The organism is Methylobacterium sp. J-067 (assembly GCF_022829465.1).
Classification (GTDB): domain Bacteria; phylum Pseudomonadota; class Alphaproteobacteria; order Rhizobiales; family Beijerinckiaceae; genus Methylobacterium; species Methylobacterium litchii.
In genome coordinates, this window is the sequence record NZ_JAKSXZ010000104.1 from 1 (window position 1) to 301 (window position 301).

At 68.4% G+C, this 301-nt stretch carries 1 protein-coding gene; it reads right to left on the reverse strand.

Annotation, left to right across the window (positions count from 1 at the left end; translation table 11 throughout):
- Nucleotides 1–26: 26 nt before the first annotated feature.
- Nucleotides 27–301: DNA translocase FtsK (locus MKK52_RS12930; protein ID WP_243954327.1), on the reverse strand; the 275-nt coding region annotated here is incomplete at its 5' end.

Genomic DNA, 301 nt, shown 5'->3' on the forward strand with positions numbered 1-301 from the left:
GCCCTGTGGCGAAGATACGACCGGTTTCAGTCGTCGTCGTAGGCGACGCCAGCTCCGTGGGTGCCGCCGTTCACGAGGAGCTCGCGCTTGCGGGCATGGTTGGCCGGGCCGACGATCCCCCCGATCTCCGTCCGCTCCATGATCGAGGCGGCGCGGTTGTAGCCGATCTGCAGCGGGCGCTGGATGTAGCTGGTCGAGGCCTTCTGGTCGCGCAGCACCACCTCGATCGCCTGCTTGTACAGGTCGTCCGAATCGCCTCCCGGCGCCGCCGCGAAGGCGCTGATGTCGAAGACGGGGGCGT